The organism is Pseudomonas sp. PDM32 (assembly GCF_019219225.1).
In the GTDB taxonomy this organism is placed as follows: domain Bacteria; phylum Pseudomonadota; class Gammaproteobacteria; order Pseudomonadales; family Pseudomonadaceae; genus Aquipseudomonas; species Aquipseudomonas laurylsulfatiphila.
The window spans coordinates 69,878-93,136 of record NZ_JAHUWE010000002.1 but is presented as its reverse complement, the minus strand read 5'-3'; the positions used below and the strand labels follow the sequence as shown (position 1 = coordinate 93,136).

The window sequence follows — 23,259 nt, the reverse complement described above, 5'->3', positions numbered from 1 at the left end:
ATGAAGTCACTATTGTCCCGCCTGACGCTGGCGGTCGGCCTGGCTGCGCCTGTGTTGCTGGCCCACGCCGATGAGGCGCAGGTCAAGCAAGGCCAATACCTTGCCCGCGCCGCCGATTGCATGGCCTGCCACACCGCGCCGGGTGGCGCGCCCTATGCGGGCGGCCTGCCGATCGTGTCGCCGTTCGGCACGATCTACGGCACCAACATCACCCCGAGCAAAGAGCACGGCATCGGCCTGTACAGCGATGACGAGTTCTTCGCCGCGCTGACCGAAGGCAAGCGCCGCGATGGCGCGAACCTGTATCCGGCGATGCCGTACACCTCGTATCACCTGATGCCACGCGCCGATTCCGACGCGATTCATGCCTACCTGAAAACTGTCGAGCCGATCGAGCGCGCCGCGCCGGTCACCAGCCTGAGCTTTCCGTTCAACGTGCGCCTGGGCCTGATGGGCTGGAACATGATGTACGGCAAGGACGTGAAGCTGGAGTCTGCCGAAGGCAAGAGCGAAGCCTGGAAGCGCGGCCAGTACATGGTCGACGTGCTCGGTCACTGCGGCGAGTGCCACACCCCACGCGGCTTGCCGGGTGCGATGCAGCAGGACAAGCGCATGACCGGCGGCATTCTCAACGGTTATCTGGCGCCAAGCCTGCTGGCCACTGACCTGGCAGCCCGTGGCTGGAATCATCAGGACCTGAGCTCGTTCCTCAAGCACGGCATGAGCGCCCAGGGCACGATGTTCAACGAGATGTTCCCGGTGTTCCACAACAGCACCCAGGGCCTGAGCGATCCGGATCTGGCGGCGATGGCGACCTTCCTGCTCGGCGATCAGCCACCGGCGGCGAAAGTGCTCACTGAAGTGCCGTTGGACAAACTGAGTCCAAGTGCCCAGCGGGGCCGTCAGGAATATTTGAACGTCTGCGCCGGTTGCCATGCACCGGGCGGCGAGGGCAAGCCGCACATCGCCGTCGCCATGCGCGGCAACACCACGCTGCGCCTGGAAGACCCGCGCAACCTGGTGCGGGTGATCGACGACGGTATCGGTGAGCAGAAGTTCTCCGGGTTCGAGCACATGCAGCCGATGCCGGGGTTCGCCGAGAAGTTGAGCGACGGGCAACTCACCGATCTGCTGAACTACCTGCGTCAGGGCTGGGGCGGTCAGCCCAATGACCTGGCGGTGAACGACGTGCAGACGTTGCGGGCTGATGCGCCGCCGCTCGAGCACAAGGCCCACTGATATGCAGCATCTCGATCTGCAAGTGGTGCGCCGGGCGCTGGAGTGGTCGACGGCCGGTCAGCGTATCTGGCTGTGTACAGTGCTGGCCACTTACGGCTCGGCACCGCGCGCACCGGGTTCGCTGCTGGCGGTGAACGCTGACGGGCACTGGATTGGCTCGCTGTCCGGTGGCTGTGTCGAGGAGGACTTTCTGGAGCGAGTCGCCGAGGGCGCGTTTCTGCAGCCGGTCAGCGTCGTTCGCTACGGCGAAGGCGACGACCCACGCTCGCGCGTCAGCCTGCCCTGTGGCGGGGTGTTGGATGTGCTGGTCGAGAAGCTTGACGCCGATTGCGAGGTGCAGGCGCATTTGCACGAGCTGGAGTCGGCGCTGTTGGGTCGACGTCGGTTGATCCGCGAAGTCGATCTGCAAAGCGGTGCGCGCAGCCTGTTCGATGATCGTGAGCAGGGTGTGCGTATCGAGCGTGAAATCGACCGCGTGCGTGTGCGTGTCGGCGCGGCCCAGCGCTTGTTGCTGGCCGGGTACTCCAGTGTGGCTCAGGCCTGTGCGGAATTTGCCGTGGGCCTGGGGTTCGAGGTGATTCTGTGCGATCCGCGGGACGAAGTGCTGGAAGGCGTCGTGCTGGAAAACGTGGAGATTCGCCGCCAACTGCCGTCGGTGTTCATCGCCGACGGCGGCTGCCACAGCGACACGGCGGTGGTGGCGTTGACCCACGACCCGCGTATCGATGACCTGGCGATGATGGAGGCGGTGCGCACCGAGGCGTTCTATATCGGTGTGATGGGCTCCATGCAGACCTCGCAGAAGCGCTTCGAGCGCTTGCGGCGCATCGGCGGTCTGGGAGATGTAGAGTTGGGGCGGATTCATGCGCCAATCGGGCTGAACCTGGGCAGCAAGACGCCAGCGGAGATTGCCCTGGCGGTGCTGGCGGATATCCTTCGGATTCGCAGCGGTATAGCGCGGGACCGGCTTTAAGATCAAAAGATCGCAGCCTGCGGCAGCTCCTACAGGGATCATGTTTTCTGTAGGAGCTGCCGCAGGCTGCGATCTTTTGTTTTAAAGGTCAGTACCCGAACTTGTCCCGCAATCCGTAATACCAGGCGCCCAACGCCGCAAACGGCGTACGCAGCAATTGTCCGCCGGGGAACGGGTAGTGGGGCAGGTCGGCAAACGCGTCAAAACGCTCGGCCTGGCCGCGCAACGCTTCGGCCAGCACCTTGCCCGCCAGGTGCGTGTAGGTCACGCCATGGCCGCTGCAGCCCTGGGAGTAGTAGATGTTGTCGCCCAGGCGTCCGACCTGAGGCAGGCGCGACAGGGTCAGCAGGAAGTTACCGGTCCACGCATAATCGATCTTCACGTCCTTGAGTTGCGGGAAGGCCTTGAGCATCTTCGGTCGAATGATCGCTTCGATGTTCGCCGGATCCCGCGCGCCGTACACCACACCGCCGCCGAAGATCAGGCGCTTGTCACCGCTGAGGCGGTAGTAGTCGAGCAAGTAATTGCAGTCTTCGACACAGTAATCCTGAGGCAGCAGGGTCCTGGCCAGTTCATCGCCCAGTGGCTCGGTGGTAATCACCTGCGTTCCGCAAGGCATCGACTTGGCGGCCAGTTCCGGCACCAGATTACCCAGATAGGCGTTGCCGGCGACTATGATGAATTTGGCCCGGACCTTACCTTGCGGCGTGTGCACCACCGGGTTGGCTCCGCGCTCGATGCGCACGGCCGGCGACTGCTCATAGATCGTACCGCCCAGGGACTCGACGGCTGCCGCTTCACCCAGCGCCAGGTTGAGCGGATGAATGTGGCCGCCACTCATGTCCAGCATCCCGCCGACGTACTGATCACACGCTACCACTTCGCGAATGCGGCGCTGATCCATCAACTCGAGCTGGGTGTGGCCGAATCGCTCCCACAAGCGCTTCTGCGACTCCAGATGACCCATCTGCTTGGCGGTCATTGCGGCGAACACGCCACCGTCCTTCAGGTCGCACTGGATGTTGTACCTGGCGACCCGCTCACGAATGATCCGGCCACCTTCAAACGCCATCTGCCCCAGCAACTGAGCCTGCTTGGGACCGACCGTGCGCTCGATGACATCGATGTCGCGGCTATAGCTGTTAACGATCTGTCCGCCATTACGCCCGGACGCCCCGAAACCCACCTTGGCGGCCTCAAGCACCGTGACCTTGAAACCGTTCTCCAGCAGAAACAGGGCAGAGGACAGCCCCGTGTAACCAGCGCCAATCACACAGACATCAGTCTCGACGTCATCCTGCAACGCCGGGCGCGGCGGAACCGTATTGGCCGATGCGGCGTAGTAGGACTCTGGGTAGGAAGTGTTAGCCATCCGGCAGCCTCTGTTTAATATATTTTACGAGTGCGTTGATCCTACCCGAGTTGAAAATCGCCCGCCAGCCACCCGGAAAATCTTCTTTGTACCGGAAAAATTAAATATTTTGCATATTCATAGGGTTAGCGCGAAAAAAGGTGTTGACACCCCTCCGGAATTCCGTAGAATGCCGCCTCACAGCAGGCACGTAGCTCAGTTGGTTAGAGCACCACCTTGACATGGTGGGGGTCGTTGGTTCGAGTCCAATCGCGCCTACCAAACAAAATCCGCTCTGCTGGGCGGTCTAGAGGGGTTACCGGAAACGGTAACCCCTTTTTGCTTTCTGCGATTTGCAAAACTTTTGCAAAACTTTTGCAAAACTCCCACATCAGAACGCCAATTCGGCGCCCACCTCCAGGTACACGATCTTCTTTTCGTCGTGCCCCTCCTGATAGTGCTTCGTCATTTTCTCGTCAGCATGGCCCATCAGCGCCTGGATGTATTCCTGTGGGAAATTTTGCTGCTCGTACAGCCATGCCCCTAAAGCGCGAATTTCGTGAAAAGTGGGGCGCTCGCCGGCCGGCACGTGGTCGTAGGCGTGCGCAGCATCCCTGGCCTTGCTGAACTCCTTGGTCAGATAGTCTGGGGTCACCGACGTCCAGTGGTCCTTTGCATCGATCTGTTCCCGGCGCCTGGCTTTCGGTTTGTAGTGGATGAGATACGGCGACACCAGCGGCGACCGCAGGCACTCACCGACAACCTCACGCAGTGCCGCTCCCATGGTGATTTTCAGGTGGACCGGGTTTTCGTAGCCCTGGGTCTTCCCGGGCGATACCGTCAGCGTGTTCTTGTCCATGTCCACAGCCGACTTCAGCCAGGTGACGATGTCCTCGCGGCGCTGAAGGCTGGCCAGTGCAAGACGAATGGCACGCTTTAGCCAGGGTGGCGTGGTCGCCGCGTCAATGATCGTCTTCAGTCCGTCGAGCGTGTGACGCTGGCGCTTCTTCTCCGCTTCCTTCTTCACCAGGGTCAGTTCGGCGTTGTTGCGCTCGGCCAGTCCCTTGGCAACCGCGAAGGCGAAGATTTGCACCCACAGCCCGCGGTGCTTCGTGTAGGCGTTGTTGCTGAACTGGTCCAGGTACTCAGCCATAGCAAGCACGTCCATTTGCCCAATCAGGCGGTCGCCCAGGTCCTGCCGGTACCGCTCGATCTTGAATTTTATTTCCTCCAGGGTGCGGGAGGCGTAACCCTTGTCCGGTAGCCACTCGTCCGTGAAGCGCTGCAGCAGGTTGCTCACGATCGGCAGTCGATCCCCGGTCAGGACGGCAAGCAGCGAGCCGTCGTCCACTACCAGTTCCGCGAACTTCAAGTTTGCCGCCCTGGCCAACTTGATCGCCTCTTCCAGTGGGCGGTTGATGCTGGTCATCACGCCGGTGATGGGGTTGCGGTACCGCCAATACTTACCGTTCGGGTAGAGGTTTGGCGGGAGCTTCTTGTTCTGAAGCGTGCGCGGCCGGGCAGCCATCAGCCGATCTCCAGCATTTTGGCCAGCAGCGGGTCATTCGACCCCATGATTGCCGCTTGCACATCCACGAAATACATCCCGCCCTTTACCTCTCCAATCACTTCGCCTTCCTCGATCCATTTTTTCAACTGCTGCAGGCTCGGCTTGCCGCCGACGTACCGCAGCTTCCTGTATTCGCCTGCCTCCATGAGGCGCGGCAGCTTGACCGTAATTTGGGCCAGGACTTTTGCCATGATGATGCTCCGCGCCGCGTGGCGGCAGAAGGTGGTTATTGGGTGGCTTTGGCGAGTGCGGCGTCTGCGATCTTCATCGCGGCCTGGGCATCATTCACATAGGCCGGGTCGAAGCCGCCGCACAGGTGGATGGTTGCCTGGCAGGCACGCAGATTCTCGCGGGTGAGTTTCAGCGCAGCGACCAGCTCTTCGCACAGCGCACGCTCTTCTCGCCCGATATCCCAGAAACGCTGGCCCCAGTGTCCGGGCGGCGGAGGATTGGTGTTCTGCACGCCCATGTACATGGCACCAATGGTCGCGTCGAGCAGGTCGCTCTTGTAAGCGTTTTCGCCATCGATGCTCAGACCTTGTCGGCGCAGAGCATCGAGCGCGTTATTCAAGTTCGCCTCGGGTGACGGCAGCACCAGGTCGAAATCGGACTTGCCCGGCCGGCAGGCGATGAGAAACATTTGGCAGTCCAGCGGCAGGTGCTGGGCAACGTTGGAGATCGCGTCAATAGCGGCTTCTCGCAGATGGTGTTTTTGATCGGCCATGAGAATTCCTCGCCCGCCGTTCACCGGCAGGCTTTATGGTTTAATGAGATGTGTTCTTAAAGGAGTTGTTGCTATGGAGAAGGCGTTTCGAAATCCGTTGTTCTTGACCGGCTTACCACTGGTAATTTGTGGAGTCGCTGTCACCGCGCCGGGGCTCTGGATTCCCGGCTTGGTCTTAATGGTTGCTGGTTGGGCAAAGGGAAATAAGCGAGCCTGACTTTATCGCCGCGGCCCCTTGTAGCAGTACACGTAGGCGAACCAGGCGAGGGCGATCATGGCATCACCTTCAGGCCGGCGGCTTCAATGGCCTTCTCGCACGCGCTCCGCATGCGGCTGGCGGCGTGGAAGGCATCCATGTGGCTGTCATCGATCGCATCCCGGGGATCTTCCGGCTGAGCTGGCGCCGGCGGCAGAACCACCGCCACAACAGCGCGGGATTCTTTCCAGAAATGCCAGTAGGCATCGATCGAGCCGTCGGCATAGCCGTCACCAGACCGGCCCAGGCACTCCACGCGTATCTCGACTTCGAGGAACCCGCTTTCTTTCATGCGGGTAATGACAGCGGCTTCGAACTGTTCGCGCGCACTCATGGCGTCACCTGCGTGCCGAGATCAGCCAGCGAGAACACGATGCCGCGGCAGTAGTGATCGTTGCCATCCAGCACGTCGAACGTGGCGTGGGGAATTTCGGTAGAGTAAGTCCAGGAGTAACCGTCCTCCTTGCACCAGAGTGCCTCGATCTTTCTGGCCAGAGGCTTGCGTTTGAAGTACTCCTGAAGCTCGTCGTCATCCTCGACGTTTTCCCGCTCGGGCAACAGGCCTTTGGCATCGATCAACGCAACTCCGCCGTCGTAGCAGCCGAACTCGTCGCGGATAGCACCTTCGAATTCCATCAGGTCATCGCTGGCGCCGAAAACGATCACCAGGCCGGCAGCCTTGGCGGCCTCGATCTGGTCCTTTGCGATGCTTCGATGCGCTGGGTACTGAATGCCGTCCAGCAGGGCGGCTAGGTATTCTTTGAGCATGACTTCGTCCTTGCCGCTATAGCGGCTTACTTTGAAGGGGGAGGGAGTTACTGCGGGATGCTGAGGCGAGCTGTGTCGTCCAGAGCTTCGTTGTAGCCTTTGTTCTTGCATTCAAGCCTGGCCCGCATGTCGTTATCGGGCGCCGTTGCGTGGGTAGGCTTTCGCTCAGGCAGTACAACCGCTACCGGCGTGAACTGCTGCACGGCTTCGAAGAGTCCGCGAGCTCGACCCAACGCATAGGCCTTGTCCTGAAAAGCGGAGGCCTGATCTAAAAGTTCGTCGGACTCTCCGGCGATGAACCACTGGTGATGTGCAATGAGAGTTTGTTCGTCGTCGTGGTTCGGACGTGTTAGCTCATCAATTCGCTGATCCGCTGCGTTCAGGCGCTCCTGTAGGGCATCTCGCTCGGCGGCGATGCGGTCGAAATCATCGGCCAAAACCACAACCGTCCGGAAGACAGCCTTGCTCTCGCCTTCAACGCCAGGGATGAAACCTTTCAATTGCCAGCGCTTCACAGCCGGCTGGGACATGGCGAGTTTGTTTTCTGTGGGCATAGGGATACCTCGTAGGTATGATTTTGCCATTTCTAAAAATGGAGTTTGCGATGAACCGGTGGCTGGCTAGTATTGGGCTGTTTTTTTCAGCGATTTATCTATATGGCATTTATTATTTTGCCGGCTCTAGGCTTGGTGCGCTTCAAACTATGGAGTTGAACGAGTTGGGTGATTTTTTGGCTGGAGTTTTCGGTCCAGTTTCAATTCTTTGGTTGATACTCGGCTTCTTTCAGCAAGGTCTGGAACTTCGCCAAAATAATGAAGCTCTGAACCTGCAAGCTGCCGAGTTGAAGAACTCGGTTGATCAACAGAAAGAAATGGTTGCCGTGACAAGGGAGCAGGTAGCTGCCGAGCTTGAGAGAATCAGAGTTGAGCGCGAAAGAAGGGCTGCCTCACTTGAGCCAGTTTTTGCCTTCAAGGAAATTTACGGTCATGAGAATAATGGTATGTATTTTTTTCAGGGTAGAATAACTAATGCGGGCAACAAAATAACAGAGCTTACTGTTTCTGTAGATAATGAAAGATACAGGGTGGCTCAATCTGAATATCCATCGCTGCTTCACGGTGGGGCCTTCGATCTTGGTATGACTATCCCGAGGTTGGAAGATTTTTCTGAGTTTGTCATCACTCTTGGTTATAGGAATGAGGAAGGCACTTATGGGAGTAAAACATTCAAAATGGTTCCACTTCCGCGAGAAGTCAACAGAGGGCCGGGGTTTGTTCGTATGAATGCCGCGTAGAAGTTGAGGCGCCGCATTGAGTAAGGGAGTCAGTTCAGATTTGGTTAACTAGGCTGCCGCCATCAGCGCCTCGATAATCCTCTGTCCAGCCAGCGGCGGTACCGCGTTGCCGGCCATGTGCATAGTCAGTCGATGATTGTCCGGCCGCTTTGTGTCAGCAGGAAACGACATAGCAGCAAGGGCCTCGCTCGCCGAAAGCATTCGCATTTCATCGCCGCGCACCAAGGCCCACCGGTCCAAAGTGGTGATGGTCCCGATCGGACGCTCCAAGCTGCGCCCAGTCAGACCCGAACCGGATCCGTAGTAGGGCATGATGAATCGATCACCGAAGCGCTCCCGGCCATTCTTCACGCGGAGTAGCGTCGATTCAGCGCGACCAGGTTTCACGACATTGCTCCACTTGCCAGCGTCGAAATCGATGAAGGATGAGGCTGGGACATGCCGACGCTGGTGAAGCTGAAGGTTCAGCGGTGCTTTACTCCGCGTGCAGACCAGAAACAGGCGCACGCGGTGCTGTGGCACGCCGAGATCGGCGCAATCGACCACATGGGGCGCGACCATATAGCCGAGCGCTGCCATTGCCTGAGCCCATGCGGGGTACAAGGCCCAGGCCGTGAACTCTTCGACGTTTTCGACCAAAACCACTTCTGGTCGGCGGTACTCGGCAGCCGACACGACCGCCCAGGCTGTTGACCGCGATGCGTCGTGCTGAGCGTTCCCGGACTTCTTGCCGCGGGCCTTCGAATGCCCCTGGCAGCACGGCGAGGCCAGCATGATGTCGTGCGCTGGAACCTTCGACCAATCCGCCTGGTGCAGGTCCTGGCAGATGTGGATAGCGTCGGGGTGGTTTGCGCTGTGCCACTCGACGGCGACAGGCCAGTGATTGGCGGCCCAGATTACGTCGATACCGGCATTACGGGCACCGGTTGACCATCCGCCGAGACCGGCGAACAAATCGATTGCTGTGGGCATGGGGTTACCTCGGAAGTATGATGCCATGTTGATGGATCATAATTAGATGGGGAGTAGGACGGTGAAATACGAAACTTCTGTCGTTTATCTTGAGCAAGTTCCAAAAATCATTGTTGACTCTGGTTTTGACTGGGCAACATTTTGGAGTTTTTCTGCAACTATCGCCATTTTCGTCTTGGGCACATATCTCACTGTGCGGAATTTCAATAAAACCATTATTAGCCAGGAGACGGTTGCTCAGAAAAATTTTGAGTTACAGAAAAAATTAATTGAGAGTCAAGAGTTTTCAGCCAAACAAAATTTTGATTTGCAAAGAGATGCTATGGCTGGGCAAGATCAGGCCGCAAAACAAACATTTGAAGTTCAAAAGGAGATGATCGCTAGTCAGGAACGTGTTGCTAGTCAAGCCTCATTGAAGACTAGCAGGCAGAATTGGATTAACGATCTGCGTGACACAACAGCCTTATTTATAGCCGCAGCTCTTAACGTAAATCGCCTGAACGTTTACTGGGAGTCTACCCAATCAGCAATCAGTATGCGTGGAGGTGTCATAGACTTTTCACATGTTGACAGGCTACGCTCAGAATGGTCGACGTCACATGTTCAATCAGTTAAAGAGCTTGTGAGTCTGAAAGCTAAGCTGGAGCTTTTGCTTAATCCAGAAGAAATAGATTCAAAAGAGCTAATGATCGCAGTTAATGAGTTATATAAAGAATGTGATAAACCAGGTGGCCCCGCGAAAGAGATTGCGAATGATGTAGTCAGCTGGTGTCAGCATATTCTCAAACAGGAGTGGGAGAAGGCAAAGGCCGGTAAATAGGTGCGCCTGCGGTTTTAACCAACTGACACTGCCTCGCCGGCTGGCGTGATTCGTTGAAGTGGGGTATTTGTGTTCGGCCCGGTATGGAGCCGGATCAAGGAGAAGCGAGATGGCCGATTACGAATGGGTAGACGCTGAATTGTACTTTGATCAGCGCAGGGGACACATGAGGGTTAGGCCGCTACCTGGGCAGAAGTATCCACCGGACATGGTCATTGAGTGCGATAAAAGTTTCAGAGAGAAAAATCCGGCGGGCTCGAAATTTCGTTTAATGGTGAAAGAGAAAAAGAAGAAGACCCCTGACAGCAGGACCCATCTGTATTCCCGATACGACTGGGGTGCGACCCCGATTTAGTGATCGTTCAGGCGCCGCTTTCCGTGATCGGATACGCAGCGTATAGGTATGTTTCGTATTTGACTTGAACAGATACGTGGTCAACTATTGCGGTTCATTTTACAAGTGAGAATTCAAGGAAATGACGAAAAAACTCAGCGAGTCGCCAAAAGAAGAAAACACTCCTAAAAAATGTTTTATTGTTACCCCTATCGGTGTTGATAACAGCGCGACTCGCAGGGCTGCGGATGGGCTTATTAATGCAGTTATGAAGCCGGTCCTTAAGTCTCTAGGATATGAGGTTTATGTGGCTCACGAGATTGCTGCACCAGGGTCAATTACAAAGCAAGTGATTGAGCATGTTATATATGATGATTTAGTTGTGGCGAATTTATCTGAGCTGAACCCGAATGTAATGTACGAGCTTGCGGTAAGGCATTGTGTGGGGTTGCCTATTATTGTTCTAGCCGAAAATGGTACTAGGCTGCCATTTGATATATCTGATGAAAGAACATTGTTCTTTGAAAATGATATGGCCGGCGTGGTTGATCTTGGCCCAAGATTGGCTATAGCTGTTGAAGCAGCCATGACATTGGAAGAGGTGGACAATCCAGTGTTACGTGTCACGGGCAGTAAGGCTTTACGCGAATCCGTGGATACAGATGATGCGCAGAGCTTTCTTATTAAAAAATTAGACTATATTGAAACATTCATAGGAGAAATTAAGTCAGGTGCAATGTCCACCAGCTTCACTAAGGCAGCTAGTGCTCCCAGCCAGTCATGGTTGTACGAGATGGACATGGAGGGGGATGAGGGTAGTTCTGATAAAGCTAGAAGGGCCATAGGAATGATGCCTGGCGTGAATCAAGTATTAGTCACCAAAAATACGCCGGTGGAATCTAAGTTTAGTTTTCGGGTTAGAAGTGTTTCTGCACTTGATTTTTCTATGCTTGGTGATATTTGCAATAAATTGGGTGTCGGTGTCGTGGTTAGAACGCTACGGGAAGGGGCCATCGGTTATTGATTAAGGCGATTGGCCTGTTCTTCAAACTGAATCGCCATATCCAGCGCCGCTTTGTAGGTCCAGCGGAAGGCTTTGGCCTTGTCGGTTACCAGGTCAATAACGTGGTAGGCCTTGCCGACCGTCTTCACTTGGAAGCGCACCTTCTTCGTTGGCAGTGGCAGGCCGACAAGACGGGCGAACTCCCCACGGGCAGCGCGGGTGCGAATCATCAAGGCGCCGATGACATCCCGGCGCTGCTGTATCAGTGGGTGCATTTGCTGCATGGCTGATCCCTCGGTGTGGGTTGCGTGTATTCGTCAGCACTCTGGCCTCCTGCTGGTTGCCGTTGGGCGCAGGGGAGAGTGCTGACGGATAAAGGCAGGCGTAAAAAAGCCCGATCGGAACCGGGCTTTTGTTTGCGTCACGAAGACCTCCCTACGTGACAGCCTCCCAGGCCCGCTACTGGCAACGGCCTGGGTTTGAATCATCATCAGTGTGTTGTCGCGAGGGGGTAGGCCTACCGGTTGCCCGGTTGGTGCGCGGTGACACCGTCGGCCCAGATGTCCGCTGCCTGCCAGGGTGAAGGGCGCAGCCTTCAGGCTTACTGCGCCACGCCGGGGAATCGGTGGACTACTTCATGGTGGTCATCCTCAAGAACGCGCCGTTGGCATCTTGGCGGGCGCTCGCCGTTCTCTGGTTTTGCTACCTGCGGGGGGCCGCATTGCGCGGTGCAGAATCATCCGCATCCCGCTACCCACTCAGTGAATGGGCAGAAGTGATGCTATGCGTGGTGGTCGTAAGCCTCGGCGCGCTTTGCCGTCCGGACTTGGGCGATACGGCGCTCAGGTACCCGACGATCACGCCGCATTGAGTCGCCATCGAGCATTGCGTGCATGGCGATGAGCGCAGCCAGCACGAAGCACATCGGCGAAATGATTTGGCGGCGCATTGCTTCGGCCACCAAGGCGGCGCGGCGGGTGACGCCGAGCTTGAACATTGCGTTGGTGAGGCGTTTCGCTACGGTGGCCGGCGAGATGCCGACTTCCCGCGCTATTTCTTTCGCGGTCAGCCCGAGGGCAACCCATAGAAGGAACTGAAGTTCTCGTGGCGCCAGTCCACGTCCGAGGTGACCCTTCCATGTGCCATTTACGATCTCTGTTTCCATCGCGTTGACTCCCGGTTGTTTTCCCAATGCACCCGGACAACCAGGTGCATCAGTGAAAAATTCCGTGTCCCTTCGGCGCTGCTGGCGCGGTACGGGCTCTTACAAGTTGTTCGTCCGACCGCGACTCAGTCCGCCGGATAACTGTTTGCGGTGCTTTACGCTGCACACCTGGGTCAGTTGCCAACCCTCTGAACCGTTGAGGCCGGTTCATCGCTGCCTTCCATCTGGCCGGTGGCTATCCGGCGATGGGCAAAATATAGGGCAGCCTTTATTTTGAGTCAACAGGTATGCCTTTATTTTTTTGTAGAGGGCAAAAAAAATCCCGCAATAGCGGGATTCATTGAATTAGAAGGGGGGAAATTACCAAAGCGCTGAAGACCAGAATACCTTGCCGAGTACAATTATCTCTTTCTGAAGCATGTCCTGTGGGCTGTACTCTTCATCTGGATGTTCATCGCGGTTGAAGCTTCGCATACGAATTCCTCCACCTGGTAAGCGGTACAGCGTCTTAACTCGCAATTGCCCACCATGATCGAGGGCGTACATTTTTCCGTCAGTTATGGAGGTGGAGCCCTTGTCGACTCCGACAGTACTTCCATGGGGGAGTACTGGCTCCATACTATTCCCTGAAACGGTTACGCAGACTGCCTCTGATGGCTGTACGCCTTGCCGTCTAAGGGTAGCTTTGCCAAAACGAAGCTTCTGCCTATGGGACTGTTGTACAGCGCTAATCCCCGCGCCTGCGGACAGCTCTACTTCCTTGAGAAACGGCACGTATACCTCATCATCATCCAGCGGTGTGTCGTCGTCCCATACATCCATAGGGCCGAGCAATATCGCGTTTGACTCGATAGTTTCGGTCCGATTGTCGTTTTGCGACGAATACTTCCCCTCTGGGCTGCCCGTTCCATCCGAAAGCCAAACCGGATCGACCCCGCACACCTGGGCAAGCTTTATTAGGTGTCCCGACGTCCGAGTGAGCCCTCGCTCAATTTCTGATACGGAAGCCTGCTTTATACCGGCGCGCTCGGCTAGCTCGACCTGAGTTAGGCCGGCGTTTTTACGCGCTTGTTTCAATCGATCTTTGAGTTCCATGCCCGCCAATTTATAGGCCAACCTTTCGAGTTGCAAAAAGGTATCCCTTTCCATAACATAAAGGCATCCCTTTATATGGGCGGAGATTCGATGAACATTAATTTCAAAAAACTCGTCGAGCATTTTGGCTCGCAAGCTGCGACCGCAGCAGCCCTGAACGTTAAGCAAGGCTCAGTCAGCGGCTGGGTTCGAGGTCTACACGGCTGTTCGGCGGAGGTGGCATTGAGAGCTGAAGTGCTGACCGGCGGAAAAATTCTTGCCCGGGATCTACGCCCGAGCCTATCGGGTCAAGTCTCCGAGACTGCCCTTGGCGACCCTGTAAAAAAGGCTGCGGCATAGCGGGGGCTGTGCCAGCAACCGAAAGCCCACTGGAGCGACTGGAAGACATGCAATGCCACCTCGATTTGCTCAAGGAAGATCTTGAGCGGTTGCGGAAAGACCTTCAGGACATCGAGAAGTAGCGAGAAGGTCGAGTGGCACCAGTATCGGGTTTAGCTGGGGGTCGAGGTAGCGCGCAGAGTTAGCTGTTGATTCATCCAGTAGAACGGATCCACCAGGAAGACCATTAGGGGAAAGGAAATGGACGGCGATAAAACAGGACGCGCGGGGACATTGAACGCTGAGAGCGGTAGCTCAGTCGGCGGGATTGGTCGCGTCTGCAGGAAAGTAATCGCCTGAATCGCAGGCACAAAAAAGCCGGTGGCTAGACCGGCTTCTTCACAACGCAAAACACTGAGGGGCCATTATGAACACGATCGTTACCCCAGGCAATACCCGCCATGTCGCGACACTTTTGGAGCAATCGCAAAACGTGTCGCATCACACCATGTCGTCACGCGAAATCGCCGAACTGACCGGCAGTACGCATGACAATGTACTGAAAACTGTTCGTGCGCTGGTTGCCAAGGGTGTCGTTTCTTCAAACGACACCCCCTATGTGCACCAACAAAACGGTCAGGTCTACCGCGAGTTCTTGTTATCCCAACGCGACACCTTGGTGGTGGTCTCGGGCTACAGCGTCGAACTGCGCGCACGGATCATTGATCGCTGGCAGGAGCTGGAAGCCCAAGCCGGTCAGTTTCAGATACCCGCGACTTACGCTGAGGCGTTGCAGGCGGCTGCCGACCAGGCCAAGGACAATCAGTCACTGCGCTTGGTCATTCTCGATCAGGCGCCGAAAGTTGCCGCCATCAAACGACTGGCTGCGGCTGGCGGTGCGATATGCATCACCGACGCAGCCAAGCATCTGCAAGTTCAACCGTCGAAGCTGTTCGCCTGGATGGAGCAGCACCGGTGGATCTTTCGGCGTCAGGGCTCAGGTCGCTGGACTGCCTACCAGCCTCGCATCACGTCCGGCTACATGATCCACAAAGTCACTTCCTTGAAGGCTGATCCAGAAACCGGCGCCGAGCGCGCGGCCTTCGATCCACTGGTTACCCCGAAAGGCCTTGCTCGTCTGGCCGAATTCAATATCGGAGCCTCGCTGTGAGTGTTCAAGCAATGTCCTGGGCGCTCTCGCTGCCTACCGAATCCCTGAAGGACTCAAGCGCGCGTCATGTGCTGCTGTGCCTTGCCAACTACGCCGGTTCGAACGGTTCCGGTGCCTTTCCATCGGCCTCAACTCTGGCACAGGACACTGGTCTGTCCGAGCGTACCGTGCGTTACAAGCTGGACGATCTGGAGAAGGTCGGGCTGATCCAGAAGGGCAATCAGGCTATTGCCGCCGTGCACATCGATCGTCATGACCGCCGCCCAGTTGTTTACGACCTTCAACTATCGCGGGGTGCAAATCCTGCACCCCGTACAAAACGGGGTGCAGATGACGCAACGGGGTGCAACTCACAACAGAACGGGGTGCAGCCTGGAACAGAACGGGGTGCAGCCGCTGCACCCAATACATCAATTAACCATCAAGGAACCGAAGAGCAGCTGCAGCGCGAGTTTGCCGACGTGGTTGCCGAGCAGAATCAGGCCGCCATCGAGGCGCTGAATGAGCGCCAACGCTTTGCCATGTTCGCCACTTGGCAGCCTGCGGCAAAGGCGATGTCTGATCAGCTCGCCATTGCTGGTTTGCCCGATGACTCAGTGACCGTCGAACAGCTCGCTGGGTTTAAGGGCTTCTTCGTCGCCAAGCCCGCGACCATCGACAGCGCTGCTGGCTGGTGCTTCCGACTGGTGGCCTGGGTAAAGCGTGAGCGTGTGAAGGCAGCCGGAAATGCATCGTCCGCCGCTTCGGATGAGTTCGACGACGACAACACCGAATGGATGAATGGGGGTTCGAAATGAGAGCGGTTTCTACGGTCGCGGCCCAGGCTATGAGCAAGGTTCGACACGGCGAATTTATCGAAGCAACCACAGGCGTATCGGCACAAACCCAGCAGGACCAAGCACGTGAGACCGGCAAGGTGATTAACCAGCTGTTTCGCCAGTTGCGCTCGATCCGTACCGCATGGCGCCAAGCGTGGCCGGACAAGAAGGCCTACATGGAATCGAAAACCACCTGGCTGAAGGCGTTTATCGAGAACGGTATCTGCACCCAAGAGCAAATCGATCTCGGTCTGATGCGTTGCCGTGCGGAGCCATCGGACTTCATTCCAAGCGTCGGCAAGTTCATTCAGGGCTGCGTGCCGACACCGGAAATGATCGGCCTGCCGAGCGTTGACGCTGCGTTTGACCAAGCATTGCGAAACTGCCATCCGGCAATGCGAGGCGTTGCGAAGTGGTTTCACCCGGCGGTGTATCACGCCACAGCGGCAGCCGGGTTTCACAGCCTTCCGCTACTCAGTCGCGAACTGGCTCTGATCAGTTTCGAAAAGCGTTACTTGGAGGTGACCCACAAGGTTTGGATGGGGGCTGTGCTTAGCCCGGTACCGGTGGCCGAACTGGCATCACCGGTGGCTAAGCGAACTCCTGCTATCGGCAACCAGGCGCTTGCCAATCTGCGCGCAATGCGTTCGGGAGGCGCTGTTCGTGCCTAACCAATATCTCGCACCAACGGACCCGTCTGACTACCGCTACGCCGTGCACTGCTGCGGCTACAAGTGGGACCTCACCTTCGAGCAGGACCACGCTGTGGCCATTTTCAGATCCGTCGAGATGGCCAAAACCTACGGTGCGCGGATGTGGCCTTCGACCTTTGAAGTGATCGACCGATTGACTGGAGAAACAGTATGACGCCCGCTAAACCCAAACTCTTCAAACAAAGGACCCTGCGCGCGAAGCCAGTCGACCGGGAAGGGCAGGAGCAGGCCGCCCTGATGCGTGAGCTTGAGTTGCGGTACCCGGCGGTATTCGAGCTGATGTACCACGTTCCCAACGGCGGACACCGCGTGAAGGCGGTGGCCGGCAAGTTGAAAGCCCAGGGCGTGAAGGCCGGGATCCCGGACCTAGTGCTGACCATGGCGCGTGGCGGGTTCTTTGGCTTGTACATCGAGTTCAAGGCCACACCGCCGAACGATGCCCCTATCTCGTCCAGTCAGCATACGCGTATTCGCAAGCTCAATGAGCAGGGGTATTTGGCGGTGGTGTGCCGTGGCCACTTCGACACCATCGAGCAGATCCGCGCTTACCTGCGGCTCGCTCCCACAGTGGTGGCCGCATGACAATGACCGTGGCCTTTTCTGATGCCGAGATTCGTCGGCGCGCCGATGATCCGGCCGCGGTGCTGATGCGTGACCCGCGTCACCCGGGGCTGTACTTCCGGTTCACCGAGGCTCGACCGCGCGGGACCTGGAGTCTGGTGGTGCGCAAGAAGTGGAACCGCATTGGTGCCTATCCGGACCTGTCGGCGAAAGCGGTGCTGGCGGCATTACCTGACCTGCGCATGCGGCTGAGCTCCGACCCTGACGCGGGTGCCGCCGTATCGCCGTGGGCAACGCTGGGCGAGCTGCTGAACTGGTACGCCGACCGGATGAGCCGCGACCGCAACCTCTCCGACAAGCGCAAAGCCACGGGCAAGTCAGCCATCGCGTGCCACCTGATTCCGCGCGTGGGTGATCTGGCGCTTGCCGATGTCCGTCACGGCACCCTCGACACCCAACTGATGTGGCCGCTGCAGGAGACGCTGTCGCTGGAGTTCGTCCGTCTGATCTTCGGCCTGCTGGTGGTCGCCTGCCGCCAGGCACACACGCTGGGCCTGATCCCGTCCAACCCGATGGCAGGGATCAAGTTCAGCGACTTCTCCAAGACCAAGATCAAGGCCAAGCCGGCGCGCCTTCGTGGTGTGCAGATCGAGGGCCTGCTGGGCCAGCTGCATGAGCTGTTCGAGTTCGATCCCCAGCCGGCCATGCTCGCGCTGATGATGCTGTGCCACGGCACCCGCATCGGTGAAACCCGCAAAGCCCAGTGGTCGCACATCAGCCTCGCGGAGCGCACCTGGTACCTGCCGGTGGGCAACACCAAGACCCGCGTCGAACACTCGCTCCCACTGACGGAGCAGGTCTGCAACCTTCTAATCCGGTACCGCGCGGCGCAACAGGCGAGCCATTACGACGGCGACTGCCTGTTTCGCTCCCACAGTGGAAAGGGTATGAGCGAAGGGCAGGCCAGCGCCGTGTTCACCGGGTTGGGGAAGGGCGAGTGGAGCAGTCACGACCTGCGCAAGTTGGCCAGGACCGGGTGGGCGGACCTCGGGATCGACTTCCTGATCGGCGAGATGCTGATCAACCACGCCATGGGCCACAACGTGCAGGCCTACATCCACACCACCGTTGAAGAGCGCAAGCGCGCTGCCCTCGAACTGTGGCACGCCCATTTAGACCAGAAGGGTTTTGCCCTGATTCACGGGTTGAAGGGCGGTAGAAACGAAAATTCGGGTAATCCGCTGGAACCCACGGAACACAAGGGCTGCAAGGCCATTCAAGAATCAACCATAGGCGAGGTTTAAAAAATGATGAAAAGGCAGCATGGCCCCGCCTTCAAAGCTGATCAGCTCGACCTGGCTCAGTGCTCTATCTGTGCGGGCAAGGCGGTTGTGAAGGGCGTCTTCCACGACTTGGCCTGCGTCCAATGCAACGCCTCCGGTTGGGTGTTGGCTGATACCGGCGATGCGCTGCCGCTGGAGGTACTGGTAACCCAACTGAGCATCCGGCTCCAGGCCGCCGAACACCAAGTCGAACTATTGAAGCGCGAGCCACTGATGTTTGGTCCGGCAGCGCAGCACGAACGGAATAACCGCCGCGGCGCCGGCGGCACCAACTTCACCGGGGATTGAGGGAACGCCATGGGTATCTACAAAGACGTAATGAGCACGCTGGTCCGGGTACTGGCCGCCGACAACATCGACAACAGCACCAAGCAAAGCTGGCAGAGGCTGATCGATGCCGACGTTCGCCTGGGCGGCACCGGCAGTTCGTTGTCGGTGCGCGACAAGTTCGACTATGACTGCTGCCTCTACGCGTTGCTGCATCGTCAGCTTGAGCCCGCTCAGTGGGATGTGCTGGTCGCCAAGTACTCGACACACAAGGCCAACAAGGTCGCCGCCATTGGCCGCTTGGTGGCCCGCATGGTTTCCCCAGCGCCTCAACTGTTCATCTATAAGGCGCTCACTGCGTGGGCCATTCCAAAGCTGAAAGGTGTCCAGAACGGTAAGCGCTCCACCGACATGATCGTGCTGCCAGCTGAGTTCTATGACATGAACACTTGGGACACAGAAGGCAAGCCAGAGTCAACACGCCGGCGCTGGAAGACTGGCATCGCCAAGCGCCTTGAATCGTTGGAAGAGGCTGCAGTCATCCACGCAACCGAGATATTCGACCGGGAAGAAATCTTCATTGACGCCGCTTGACGTACTGGCGGAATGATCGTAATTTAGCCCCATCATGTCGATCTTGCGCGTTATGAGGATAGGCATAAAAAACCCGGCCACAGTGTCGGGTTTTTCATTGCTACAATGTGTGTATGGTTAACCCTGTGGTGCCTTTGACAGGGTATCGTTTAGCAAGGATGTTGATGAACAACAAAACTATTCGATGGTTAACCAATCTACTGTTGAGTATTGGCACCGGATTTATGGTTACCGGTGCTGCCGCCTTGGTAATTGGCGACATAATTGATGCTGATACGATCAGGACAGGTGCTACGATGTCCGCTATCAGCTTCTTCGTAATCGTTGCCTCTTATTTGGTGGCCATGCTTGAGGAGGAATCATGACTGTTCTGATCCTATCCCTGTGGGCATTTGGCGTTCTTCTGCTCATCGTGGTTGCGGTTTATCGCGGAAAGAGCGCTGTAAAGACGGCACCGGCTGAGATGAGTAGTGTTGATATCTCAGAGATGGCTAGCGAGCTGGGACTTAGTAGGCAGCGTGTGCAGGAAATCCTGCGAGATGCCGAGGACGGACCATGGCGAGTCGTTGTCGAATCTTCATCGGAGTACAAGTTGCGAGATCAGTTGGTGACTAAGATTGCTGAAGAGGCGATCAGGTCGGGTCCGAAAGGTGCTCATGTGCCGTTTCCTAAGCCCGGCAAGTCAGTCCGTTAGATACGAATAGAAACAAATCAAAGCCCCGCCAAGTGCGGGGCTTTTTCGTTTTCGGCTCCACCACACCCATCGCTCCCAGCTGGGAGTGCTATTGGAGCCGGATCTATACCGCTCCCCGAGAGGGAGGAACCCGAGATGCCGAACATGCCCGACAAACCAGATACCTGGCTGCTCGTTCTCGCGTGGCTGAGTCAGCACTCGCCGACGATCTATGCCGGCGGGTTGTCTTTCGTCGTCGGTGCATTGCGTATCATCTATGGCGGTGGCACACGGCGACAGGCGCTGCTGGAAGCCTCGCTCTGCACGCTGATAACCATTGGCCTGATCCCGCTGCTCGAGTACTTCGGCCTGCCTCAGAACTTCGCCACAGCCGCCGGTGTGTTCATTGGTTTCCTTGGTGTGAAGAAGATAGCCGATCTGGCTGATCGGTTCGCTGACTTCAAGTTGCCGCGGCGATCCAACTGATGGCCAGGCTGAAGATGGTCAAGTCACCACTCAAGATGGCGGCAAGTCAGATCGTCAAGGTTCCAGTGGTCGCCGACAGGCGCATCACTGGTCGGCGGCTCCAGACTCGACGTCTGGCAGTGTGGCAACGCGATCCAACATGCGCAGTATGCGGTCGAGTGGTCGACTACCCCCGAGGCTTTGAGCTTGACCATAAGGTTCCGCTCTACATGGGTGGTGAAGACATAGAAGCCAACTGCCAAGTGCTGTGCGTGCGCTTTGAAATGGTCGGTGACCAGCGAGTGAAGGCTGGCTGTCATGCGACGAAGACCTCAAGTGAAAGCCCCTAAGCTGATCGAGGCAGGAGCACTGAAATGGTGCGGATTCGGGGCTTTCACGTGCTTCAAAGGGGAGGGGGAGGGTCAAAAGCTCAGGCATTAGATGCTCGGAAACCTCGTCCCCTCCCATTCGTAGATTTTTTCCCCTTTCACGGAAAAGTTAAACATGGCGTTAACCGATAAGAAGCGACGGTTTGCTGACGCTTTGCTGTCGGGGGCGTCAAACCGAGAGGCGGCAATTGCTGCTGGCTATTCCGAGAAAACCGCGTCGCAGGCGGGCTCCAAGCTTGCTAAAGACCCCGACGTGCTTGCCGCCATGGGTCGCCAAATCAGGCGCAGGGATGCCGCTAAGGCAGAAGTTAAACCCGAGTTAAAAGTTAACTCCTCGCCGCTGGCTGATAACGAGGATGGAGAGTTCCTGCTTGCCGAATTTGACGACCCCAGGGACTTCCTGTTGGCGGTCATGAATGAGCATGTGGCAGAACCGCGACTGCGGGTCGAGGCTGCCAAGACACTCATGCCCTATGTGCACGGCAAAGTTGCGGAGCAGGGCAAGAAGGGGCAGAAGGCTGGCGCCGCGAAGAAGGCATCAACCGGCCGTTTTGGCCAGGGTGCACCGCCAAGGTTGGCAGTCGATAACACACGGTGATTTGAATGGAATGGTCCACTGCTTGCCTTGACTGGGAAGAGAGGATCGTTGCTGGCAAGTCGCTGATCCCGATGCCGCCGCTGTTTCCTGAGGAGTCAGAGGCCGGTCTTGAGGTGATGCAGCAGCTGCGCATCGTGGATGCCCCTGGCAGCCCGACCATTGGCGAGGCTTGCGCCCCTTGGGTATCCGATTTCGCAGGCTCAGTATTCGGATCATACAACCCAGACACTGGTCGCCGTGAAATCAAAGAGTTCGCTCTGGTCATTCCCAAGAAGAACTCGAAGTCCACGATTGCCGCAGCGATCATGTTGACGCTGTTGATCCGCAACTGGCGGCAATCGGCCGAGCTGATCATTCTGGCGCCAACGATCGAGGTTGCGCAAAACGCCTTCGCTCCGGCGCGAGACATGGTCAAGCACGATGAGGACCTGGCTGATCTGCTACATGTGCAAGAGCACATCAGGACGATTACCCATCGTGAGACCGGTGCGACCCTAAAGGTTGTGGCTGCCGACTCGAACACGGTTGGTGGCAAGAAGGCGAGCTTCATTTTGGTGGACGAGATCCACCTGTTCGGCAGCAACCACAATGCCGAGAACATGCTGCGCGAGGCAACTGGAGGCCTGGCATCGCGCCCTGAAGGCTGCATCATCTATCTCACGACGCAGTCCGATAAGCCTCCAGCCGGGTTGTTTTTGCAGAAGCTGCAGTACGCCCGCGGCGTACGAGACGGAAGGATCATCGATCCACGGTTCTTGGCTGTTATCTACGAGTTTCCGCGCTCGATGATCGAGGCCGGTGAGCATCGCAAGCCTGAAAACTTTCACGTTGTGAACCCGAATCTGGGCTACTCGGTGGACAGGGAGTACTTGGAGCGCGAGCTGGCCAAAGCCGAGGAATCGGGTGAAGAGTCTCTGCGTGGATTTCTGTCGAAGTTCCTCAACGTCGAAATTGGGCTGGCACTGCTTTCGAATCGCTGGGCCGGTGCCGAGTTTTGGGAGGCTCAGGCTCGCAAGGTCGTTACGCTGAAGCACATCCTAGAACGCAGTGAAGTGGTGACCATTGGGGTCGACGGCGGCGGACTTGATGACCTGTTGGGGCTTGCCGTTGTAGGTCGTGATCGCGAGACCAGGGAGTGGTTGGCCTGGTGTCGAGCATGGGCTCACCCGTCTGTGCTGGAACGCCGGAAGGACATCGCGGCAAACCTGCATGACTACGCACGCAGCGGCGACCTCGTGCTGGTCAACCGAATTGGCGATGACGTAGAGGAAGTTGCTGACATCGTCGAAGAGGTAGATGCATCAGGTCTTCTGCACCAGGTGGGGCTCGACCCGGCTGGTATCGGCGCCATCCTCGAAGCGATCAACGCGCGCGGGGTTGATCAAGAAAAAATCGTGGGCGTCAGTCAGGGCTGGCGACTCGGTGGAGCGATCAAGACGACGGAGCGCAAGCTTGCGGAAGGGGGCTTGGTCCATGCAGATCAGCCGCTGATGAACTGGTGCTGCGGCAACGCCCGGGTTGAACCCCGCGGCAACTCGATCCTTATTACCAAGCAGGCCAGCGGCTCAGCAAAGATCGACCCCCTGATGGCGCTGTTTTGCGCTGTGTCGCTGATGGCAACGAATCCTCAGGTCGTGAAGACGCTTTCGGATCACATCTCAAAATACGGAATCAGAACCTTATGACCCCTGAAGATGAGGTGCCCAGTTCGACTGGGGCACCGGGCTTCGCACGCCTTCGTGAAGCATTGCCGGATGCTGTCGGCCTATTGGGCTATGCGCTGCT

At 57.4% G+C, this 23,259-nt stretch carries 32 protein-coding genes and 1 tRNA gene; 22 read left to right on the top strand and 11 right to left on the bottom strand.

Annotated elements, in window-relative coordinates; genetic code table 11:
• Positions 1-1,239: a cytochrome c gene (locus KW846_RS03940; protein WP_218481406.1), complete on the top strand. Its 1,239-nt coding sequence runs from the start codon at positions 1-3 to the stop codon at positions 1,237-1,239.
• Between the two features lies 1 nt (position 1,240).
• Positions 1,241-2,212 (top strand): XdhC family protein, encoded by a 972-nt coding sequence (locus KW846_RS03935; RefSeq protein ID WP_218481405.1) that lies wholly within the window; start codon positions 1,241-1,243, stop codon positions 2,210-2,212.
• Positions 2,213-2,300: 88 nt separating this feature from the next.
• On the opposite strand, the gene KW846_RS03930 is transcribed toward KW846_RS03935, so the two are convergent.
• Complete coding sequence (locus KW846_RS03930) at positions 2,301-3,584, bottom strand: FAD-binding oxidoreductase (RefSeq protein WP_218481404.1); 1,284 nt, start codon at positions 3,582-3,584, stop codon at positions 2,301-2,303.
• A 184-nt stretch (positions 3,585-3,768) separates the two neighbouring features.
• Here KW846_RS03930 and KW846_RS03925 point away from each other — a divergent pair.
• A tRNA-Val gene (locus tag KW846_RS03925) sits at positions 3,769-3,845 on the top strand.
• Positions 3,846-3,954: 109 nt separating this feature from the next.
• On the opposite strand, the gene KW846_RS03920 is transcribed toward KW846_RS03925, so the two are convergent.
• The 6 genes from KW846_RS03920 to KW846_RS03895 form a co-directional block, all read right to left on the bottom strand.
• On the bottom strand, positions 3,955-5,091 hold the full coding sequence (locus KW846_RS03920) for a tyrosine-type recombinase/integrase (protein ID WP_218481403.1): 1,137 nt from the start codon (positions 5,089-5,091) through the stop codon (positions 3,955-3,957).
• Positions 5,091-5,324 carry a hypothetical protein gene (locus KW846_RS03915; protein WP_218481402.1) on the bottom strand — a complete coding sequence of 78 codons (234 nt, stop codon included), beginning with the start codon at positions 5,322-5,324 and terminating at the stop codon, positions 5,091-5,093. Before KW846_RS03915 ends, KW846_RS03920 begins: the two co-directional genes overlap by 1 nt.
• A gap of 35 nt (positions 5,325-5,359) precedes the next feature.
• Positions 5,360-5,857 carry a hypothetical protein gene (locus KW846_RS03910; RefSeq protein ID WP_218481401.1) on the bottom strand — a complete coding sequence of 166 codons (498 nt, stop codon included), beginning with the start codon at positions 5,855-5,857 and terminating at the stop codon, positions 5,360-5,362.
• A 272-nt stretch (positions 5,858-6,129) separates the two neighbouring features.
• Positions 6,130-6,447: a hypothetical protein gene (locus tag KW846_RS03905; protein WP_218481400.1), complete on the bottom strand. Its 318-nt coding sequence runs from the start codon at positions 6,445-6,447 to the stop codon at positions 6,130-6,132.
• Positions 6,444-6,881: a hypothetical protein gene (locus tag KW846_RS03900; protein ID WP_218481399.1), complete on the bottom strand. Its 438-nt coding sequence runs from the start codon at positions 6,879-6,881 to the stop codon at positions 6,444-6,446. Before KW846_RS03900 ends, KW846_RS03905 begins: the two co-directional genes overlap by 4 nt.
• 47 nt (positions 6,882-6,928) lie before the next feature.
• Entirely contained in the window at positions 6,929-7,435 is a 507-nt protein-coding gene (locus KW846_RS03895; RefSeq protein WP_218481398.1) for a hypothetical protein, read from the bottom strand.
• Positions 7,436-7,485: 50 nt separating this feature from the next.
• On the opposite strand from KW846_RS03895, the gene KW846_RS03890 reads away from it, so the two are divergent.
• Positions 7,486-8,175: a hypothetical protein gene (locus tag KW846_RS03890; protein ID WP_218481397.1), complete on the top strand. Its 690-nt coding sequence runs from the start codon at positions 7,486-7,488 to the stop codon at positions 8,173-8,175.
• A gap of 48 nt (positions 8,176-8,223) precedes the next feature.
• Here KW846_RS03890 and KW846_RS03885 read toward each other — a convergent pair whose 3' ends face one another.
• Entirely contained in the window at positions 8,224-9,147 is a 924-nt protein-coding gene (locus KW846_RS03885) for a DNA cytosine methyltransferase (RefSeq protein ID WP_218481396.1), read from the bottom strand.
• Between the two features lie 61 nt (positions 9,148-9,208).
• Between KW846_RS03885 and KW846_RS03880 the strand changes: the two genes are divergently transcribed.
• The 3 genes from KW846_RS03880 to KW846_RS03870 all read left to right on the top strand — a co-directional run bounded on the left by KW846_RS03880 (position 9,209) and on the right by KW846_RS03870 (position 11,325).
• Positions 9,209-9,967: a hypothetical protein gene (locus KW846_RS03880; RefSeq protein ID WP_218481395.1), complete on the top strand. Its 759-nt coding sequence runs from the start codon at positions 9,209-9,211 to the stop codon at positions 9,965-9,967.
• Between the two features lie 109 nt (positions 9,968-10,076).
• Complete coding sequence (locus tag KW846_RS03875; RefSeq protein WP_218481394.1) at positions 10,077-10,322, top strand: hypothetical protein; 246 nt, start codon at positions 10,077-10,079, stop codon at positions 10,320-10,322.
• Positions 10,323-10,443: 121 nt separating this feature from the next.
• Positions 10,444-11,325 (top strand): hypothetical protein, encoded by an 882-nt coding sequence (locus KW846_RS03870; protein ID WP_218481393.1) that lies wholly within the window; start codon positions 10,444-10,446, stop codon positions 11,323-11,325.
• Here KW846_RS03870 and KW846_RS03865 read toward each other — a convergent pair.
• From KW846_RS03865 to KW846_RS03855, 3 genes are all read right to left on the bottom strand, one after another.
• Positions 11,319-11,588, bottom strand: a complete 270-nt coding sequence (locus KW846_RS03865) for a hypothetical protein (protein WP_256356597.1) — start codon at positions 11,586-11,588, stop codon at positions 11,319-11,321. The two genes, KW846_RS03870 and KW846_RS03865, sit on opposite strands and share 7 nt — an antisense overlap.
• A gap of 497 nt (positions 11,589-12,085) precedes the next feature.
• Positions 12,086-12,469 carry a response regulator transcription factor gene (locus KW846_RS03860; RefSeq protein WP_093219601.1) on the bottom strand — a complete coding sequence of 128 codons (384 nt, stop codon included), beginning with the start codon at positions 12,467-12,469 and terminating at the stop codon, positions 12,086-12,088.
• Positions 12,470-12,829: 360 nt separating this feature from the next.
• Positions 12,830-13,564: a helix-turn-helix transcriptional regulator gene (locus tag KW846_RS03855; RefSeq protein ID WP_218481670.1), complete on the bottom strand. Its 735-nt coding sequence runs from the start codon at positions 13,562-13,564 to the stop codon at positions 12,830-12,832.
• A gap of 90 nt (positions 13,565-13,654) precedes the next feature.
• Between KW846_RS03855 and KW846_RS03850 the strand changes: the two genes are divergently transcribed.
• The 15 genes from KW846_RS03850 (at position 13,655) to KW846_RS03780 (ending at position 23,159) form a co-directional block, all read left to right on the top strand.
• Positions 13,655-13,903 carry a YdaS family helix-turn-helix protein gene (locus tag KW846_RS03850; RefSeq protein ID WP_218481392.1) on the top strand — a complete coding sequence of 83 codons (249 nt, stop codon included), beginning with the start codon at positions 13,655-13,657 and terminating at the stop codon, positions 13,901-13,903.
• 487 nt (positions 13,904-14,390) lie between these two features.
• Complete coding sequence (locus KW846_RS03845) at positions 14,391-15,053, top strand: phage regulatory protein/antirepressor Ant (RefSeq protein WP_218481669.1); 663 nt, start codon at positions 14,391-14,393, stop codon at positions 15,051-15,053.
• Between the two features lie 11 nt (positions 15,054-15,064).
• A complete protein-coding gene (locus KW846_RS03840; RefSeq protein ID WP_218481668.1) occupies positions 15,065-15,850 on the top strand; it encodes a DnaT-like ssDNA-binding domain-containing protein in 786 nt (261 codons plus the stop codon).
• Between the two features lie 29 nt (positions 15,851-15,879).
• A complete protein-coding gene (locus KW846_RS03835; RefSeq protein ID WP_256356596.1) occupies positions 15,880-16,542 on the top strand; it encodes a replication protein P in 663 nt (220 codons plus the stop codon).
• The gene (locus KW846_RS03830; RefSeq protein WP_218481390.1) at positions 16,535-16,738 is read left to right on the top strand and encodes a hypothetical protein; all 204 of its coding nucleotides are present in this window, start codon (positions 16,535-16,537) and stop codon (positions 16,736-16,738) included. Before KW846_RS03835 ends, KW846_RS03830 begins: the two co-directional genes overlap by 8 nt.
• Positions 16,735-17,166 (top strand): VRR-NUC domain-containing protein, encoded by a 432-nt coding sequence (locus KW846_RS03825; RefSeq protein WP_218481389.1) that lies wholly within the window; start codon positions 16,735-16,737, stop codon positions 17,164-17,166. Before KW846_RS03830 ends, KW846_RS03825 begins: the two co-directional genes overlap by 4 nt.
• A complete protein-coding gene (locus KW846_RS03820) occupies positions 17,163-18,449 on the top strand; it encodes a site-specific integrase (protein ID WP_218481388.1) in 1,287 nt (428 codons plus the stop codon). Before KW846_RS03825 ends, KW846_RS03820 begins: the two co-directional genes overlap by 4 nt.
• A 6-nt stretch (positions 18,450-18,455) precedes the next feature.
• On the top strand, positions 18,456-18,776 hold the full coding sequence (locus KW846_RS03815) for a hypothetical protein (protein ID WP_218481667.1): 321 nt from the start codon (positions 18,456-18,458) through the stop codon (positions 18,774-18,776).
• A 9-nt stretch (positions 18,777-18,785) separates the two neighbouring features.
• Positions 18,786-19,349: a hypothetical protein gene (locus tag KW846_RS03810; protein WP_218481387.1), complete on the top strand. Its 564-nt coding sequence runs from the start codon at positions 18,786-18,788 to the stop codon at positions 19,347-19,349.
• A 164-nt stretch (positions 19,350-19,513) separates the two neighbouring features.
• Entirely contained in the window at positions 19,514-19,714 is a 201-nt protein-coding gene (locus tag KW846_RS03805) for a hypothetical protein (protein ID WP_218481386.1), read from the top strand.
• Positions 19,711-20,043: a hypothetical protein gene (locus tag KW846_RS03800; protein ID WP_218481385.1), complete on the top strand. Its 333-nt coding sequence runs from the start codon at positions 19,711-19,713 to the stop codon at positions 20,041-20,043. The genes KW846_RS03805 and KW846_RS03800 overlap by 4 nt, the downstream gene beginning before the upstream one ends.
• Before the next feature lie 135 nt (positions 20,044-20,178).
• Positions 20,179-20,508, top strand: coding sequence for a phage holin, lambda family (locus KW846_RS03795; RefSeq protein ID WP_218481384.1), 330 nt, complete (start codon positions 20,179-20,181; stop codon positions 20,506-20,508).
• Complete coding sequence (locus KW846_RS03790; protein ID WP_256356595.1) at positions 20,508-20,837, top strand: HNH endonuclease signature motif containing protein; 330 nt, start codon at positions 20,508-20,510, stop codon at positions 20,835-20,837. The genes KW846_RS03795 and KW846_RS03790 overlap by 1 nt, the downstream gene beginning before the upstream one ends.
• 154 nt (positions 20,838-20,991) lie before the next feature.
• The gene (locus tag KW846_RS03785) at positions 20,992-21,474 is read left to right on the top strand and encodes a terminase small subunit (RefSeq protein WP_218481383.1); all 483 of its coding nucleotides are present in this window, start codon (positions 20,992-20,994) and stop codon (positions 21,472-21,474) included.
• Positions 21,475-21,479: 5 nt separating this feature from the next.
• Positions 21,480-23,159 carry a terminase large subunit gene (locus tag KW846_RS03780; RefSeq protein ID WP_218481382.1) on the top strand — a complete coding sequence of 560 codons (1,680 nt, stop codon included), beginning with the start codon at positions 21,480-21,482 and terminating at the stop codon, positions 23,157-23,159.
• The last annotated feature ends 100 nt before the right edge of the window (positions 23,160-23,259 follow it).